The sequence below is a fragment of the Dietzia sp. E1 genome, assembly GCF_014145015.1.
Classification (GTDB): Bacteria; Actinomycetota; Actinomycetes; order Mycobacteriales; family Mycobacteriaceae; genus Dietzia; species Dietzia cinnamea_A.
Window position 1 is genome coordinate 1 of sequence record NZ_JAALDU010000336.1, and the last position, 4,331, is coordinate 4,331.

Sequence of the window (4,331 nt, forward strand, 5' to 3'; positions counted from 1 at the left end):
CTCGAGGTAGGAGTCGATGGTGGCCAGCGGGGTGCGCATCTCGTGGCCGAGGTCGGCGAGCATTCGTCGTCTGGTGACGTCGGTGGCATCGAGACGTCGGGCGAGTTCGTTGACGCTGGTGGCCAGGTCGTCGAACTCTCGGCCGAGCTTCGGGCTGGTCATCCGAGTCGCGTAGTGACCTTGGGCGATGTCGGCGGTGGTGGTGGTGACCATGGTGACCGAGCGTTGGACTCGGTGGGTGAGGTACCAGGTTGCTGCCAGTGCTAGCAGCACGGCGATGCCCACCGCGAGTCCCCAGGCCAGGATGATCGCGACGGTGAATGCTTCTTCGACGTGGGCGGCTTGGGTGGAGTTGTGGTCGATGCCGGCTTGCCCGAGGTGGTCGTGGAAGATGCCCGGGGCCAGTGCGGAGGCAACGAGCCATGCGCTGGCCGTGCATCCGACGACCACGCTGGTCATCGCCAGCAGCAGTCGGGTGCCGAAGCTGACTCCGGCCGCGCGGCGACGGGGGCGGGGGCGGCGGGTGTCGGGCGTGGCCGGTGTTGGTGGCGGGGTGGGCCTCATTGGCCTGGTCCCATGCGGTAGCCGACTCCTCTGACCGTGCGGACGTAGCGGCCCACGGCGGCGTCGTCGCCGAGTTTGCGACGTAGGTGGCCGATGTGGACGTCGACCAGGTGGTCATCGCCCACCCAGTTCGGTCCCCACACGGCGGCCATCAACTGTGCGCGGGTGACGACGATCCCGGGGTCGCGGGCCAGGGTGGCGAGGATGTCGAACTCGGTGCGGGTCAGTCCGATGGCGCTACCGCCGACGGTGACCTCTCGCCCGGCGGTGTCGATGGTCAGCTGGCCGATCGAGTGCACATGGGATGGTGTCTTTCCGCCGCCCCCGGTAGTGGCCTGTCGTGGTCGGCGCATCATCGCCTGGATCCGGGCCGAGAGCTCTCGAGGGCTGAACGGTTTGGTCATGTAGTCGTCTGCGCCCACAGATAGTCCGATCAGGGTGTCGACTTCCTCGGTCCGGGCGGTGAGCATGACGATGTAGGCGTCACTGTGGGTTCTGACCTGTCGGCAGACCTCGATCCCGTCCAGCCCGGGCAGTCCCAGGTCGAGAACGATCACATCCGGGGCGATGCGGCGGGCCAAGTCTACAGCATCCTGGCCGTCACCGGTGATCGTGACGACAAAGCCGTCCCGCTCGAGATAGGAACCCACCAGATCTGCCAGGGGTTCTTCGTCGTCAACTACCAGCGCCCGCAGCCCGGGGGCACCGGGGTCATCGGCAAAGGACATGCCAGTCATCTTCGCCTCACCGACTGGCGGCCCGTCACTGCGGTGGGGGTCTTGATCGAATCTTCACACGATCTCCATCGAAGCCGCCGGGACGCACGGTCACGATGGCCCCGGAAGTCAGACGCGGGAGGTACATCATGATCGGGTGGGGCGGGATGCTGCTCGGCGCCGTCGTCGTGGCCACCCTGTGGGCCTCGACGATGCTGCTGGTTACCGCACTGTTCGGCGATCCGTCGGCGGAGTCGCAACAGTGACCGGGCTGTCGCGGAGAGCATTTCTCCTCGGGTCGGCCCTGGCCGGCGCCGGGGCGTTGGGCGCGTGTGGCCAGTCCCGGCCCTCGGGGGCGCCGGTGGCGGCATCGGACCCGGTAGTGGGCGAGGTCGAGACGCAGCGCCAGCGTGCAGGTCAGCGCATCGTCAACGCCCGCTTGTCCCCTCGCCCGGTTGAGGTGGACCTGGGTGGGATCGTGGTCGCCACCTGGGCCTACGGTCCGACCGTGCCGGGTCCCGTCCTGCGGGCCGGGGCCGGTGACCTGCTGCGCGTGGAGGTCGACAACCACCTCGACGAGCCGACCAGCGTGCACTGGCACGGCATCGCCCTGCGCAACGACATGGACGGCGTGCCCGGCCTGACCCAGGAAGCGATCGAGCCAGGTGACCGATTCACCTACGAGTTCACCGTTCCGGATGCCGGTACCCACTGGTACCACTCGCATTCCGGGCTGCAGCTCGACCGGGGCCTGTACGGCCCGCTGATCATCGACGACCCGGCCGAGCCGGGAAACTTCGATCACGAATGGGTGGTCGTCGTCGATGACTGGCTCGACGGCACCGACGGCACCCCAAATGACGCGGCCCAAGCCTTGGGCATCGACACCCCGGGGCCTCGAGGTCGAGCACTGGGCCACGGCCAAATGCACGACGGTCCAGGACACCAGAGCATGACCTCCCGGCTGCTCGGCGCCGCCGGCGACGTCAGCTACCCGCACTTTCTGCTCAATGGGAAGGTTCCCACCGACCCGGTCCGGTGGACCGCCAGACCCGGACAGCGGGCGAAGATCCGGTTCATCAACGCCGGCGCCGACACCTTTTTTCGTGTCGCCGTCGGTGGGCACACGATGACCGTCACCCACACCGACGGCTTTCCCACCACACCGCACGAGACAGAGTCGATCCTGCTCGCCATGGGCGAGCGAGTCGACGTCCTGATCACCCTGGCCGACGGGGCATTCCCGATCTTCGCCGAGGCTGAGGGCAAGAACGGCCACGCCTTGGCCATCGTGCGCACCGGAGCCGGCGACCTGCCCACCGACCCCCGTCCCATCGAACTCGACCGGCCGGTGCTGCTTCCGGCAGACCTGACCCCGGCGCCGGCATCGCGCCTGTCCGGCCGGGGTCACGACCGCTATCTCAGCGTCGACCTGGGCGGCAGCATGATGCCGTATCGCTGGACCCTCAACGGGCAGGCTCATCCCGACACCACACCGCTGGAGGTCTCCCGCGGTCAGCGCGTTCGGATGCGGCTGCGCAACATGTCCGACATGGCCCACCCCATGCACCTGCACGGCCACACCTTCGCCCTCGCCGATAGCGGGCTGCGCAAAGACACCGTCACCATCCGACCCATGCGCACCGCAGAGATCCAATTCGACACCGACAACCCCGGCCAGTGGGCCCTTCACTGCCACAACGCCTACCACATGGAGGCCGGAATGATGACGACCCTGTCTTACCTGGCCTGACCCCCACTTAGCTCATCAACCCGAAAGGCGCTCCGCCACCATGACCCGCACCACCAAGCTGATCCCCGCCACCCTGATCGCCGCCACGCTGGCACTATCGGCCTGCACCGACAACACGGAGAACACCTCGGCCGCGTCCCTCCCGGCAACCAGCACATCCGCACCCGCGACAGGCACCGCCGCCGCCACACAGAACGAGGACACCCATGGCGGCCAAGGGGGCCACGATGGCATGGAACATCCCGCAGACGGCGGCCCGGTGCCTGAGGGCATGACTGAGGCCACCGATCCGACCTACCCGGTCGGCACCGCAGTCACGCTGACGGCCGACCACATGGAGGGCATGAACGGTGCCACCGCCACCATCGTCGGCGCCTACGACACCTACACCTACGCGATCGACTACACCCCCACCGACGGCAGCGAGCCCGTGCTCGACCACAAGTGGGTCGTCCAGGAAGAGCTCAAAGGCGTCGGCGATGACCGTCTCGACGATGGCACCGAAGTGACCGTGACCGCCGAGCACATGCCAGGCATGGGCGGGACAACGGCAACGATCGCGTCCTCGACCGACGAGACCGTCTACGTCGTGGACTTCGAAGCCGACGGGATGACGATGACGAACCACAAGTGGGTCGTCGAAAGTGAGATCCAGCCGGCGTACTAGGCAACAGCAACCGGGCTGGAAGGGACGGACAGACTATGAACGACCAGCACACCCACCACGGAGCCGCCGGGGCCCAGACCCGCGAGCAGGGCGGCCACCACACGCACGACGAGCACTCGGCAGACCAGTCTCACGACAGGCACGAGAACCATAGTGGCCACGACGATGCAGGCCATGGCGGGCACGGTGATCATGTCGGCCAGTTCCGGCGGCTGTTCTGGATCACCCTCGTCCTGGCGGTCCCGGTGGTGGCGTTCAACGACATGTTCGCCCACCTCATCGGTTACGACCTGCCCGATGCCCGGTGGGTGTGGTGGGTCTCCCCCGCCCTGGGCACCGTGGTCTACTTCTGGGGCGGCAGGCCGTTCCTGACCGGCGCGGTGTCCGAGCTCCGCGCTCGCCAGCCCGGCATGATGCTGCTCATCGGCCTGGCGATCACCGTGGCGTTCACCGCCTCCTGGGGCGCGAGCCTGGGCGTGCTCGATCACGCGCTGAACTTCTGGTGGGAACTTGCCCTGCTGGTGGTCATCATGCTGCTGGGCCACTGGATCGAGATGCGCTCGCTGGCCCAGACCACCTCCGCACTGGATTCACTGGCGGCGCTGCTGCCGGATGAGGCCGAGAAGGTCGA

4 protein-coding genes and 1 pseudogene are annotated in these 4,331 nt (G+C 67.6%); 3 read left to right on the forward strand and 2 right to left on the reverse strand.

The window, feature by feature from the left end:
• Both G6030_RS11315 and G6030_RS11320 read right to left on the reverse strand, forming a co-directional pair.
• A partial coding sequence (locus G6030_RS11315) for a HAMP domain-containing protein (protein ID WP_347238641.1) occupies positions 1-459 on the reverse strand: 459 nt, incomplete at its 3' end.
• A gap of 101 nt (positions 460-560) precedes the next feature.
• Positions 561-1,292, reverse strand: a complete 732-nt coding sequence (locus G6030_RS11320; protein WP_241724314.1) for a response regulator transcription factor — start codon at positions 1,290-1,292, stop codon at positions 561-563.
• A 250-nt stretch (positions 1,293-1,542) separates the two neighbouring features.
• Here G6030_RS11320 and G6030_RS11325 point away from each other — a divergent pair, with 250 nt between their 5' ends.
• The 3 genes and pseudogenes from G6030_RS11325 to G6030_RS11335 all read left to right on the forward strand — a co-directional run.
• On the forward strand, positions 1,543-3,033 hold the full coding sequence (locus G6030_RS11325) for a multicopper oxidase family protein (RefSeq protein ID WP_043568379.1): 1,491 nt from the start codon (positions 1,543-1,545) through the stop codon (positions 3,031-3,033).
• Positions 3,034-3,073: 40 nt separating this feature from the next.
• Complete coding sequence (locus G6030_RS11330; RefSeq protein WP_081470572.1) at positions 3,074-3,700, forward strand: YdhK family protein; 627 nt, start codon at positions 3,074-3,076, stop codon at positions 3,698-3,700.
• Between the two features lie 35 nt (positions 3,701-3,735).
• A pseudogene (locus G6030_RS11335) lies at positions 3,736-4,331 on the forward strand (heavy metal translocating P-type ATPase); the annotation flags it as partial.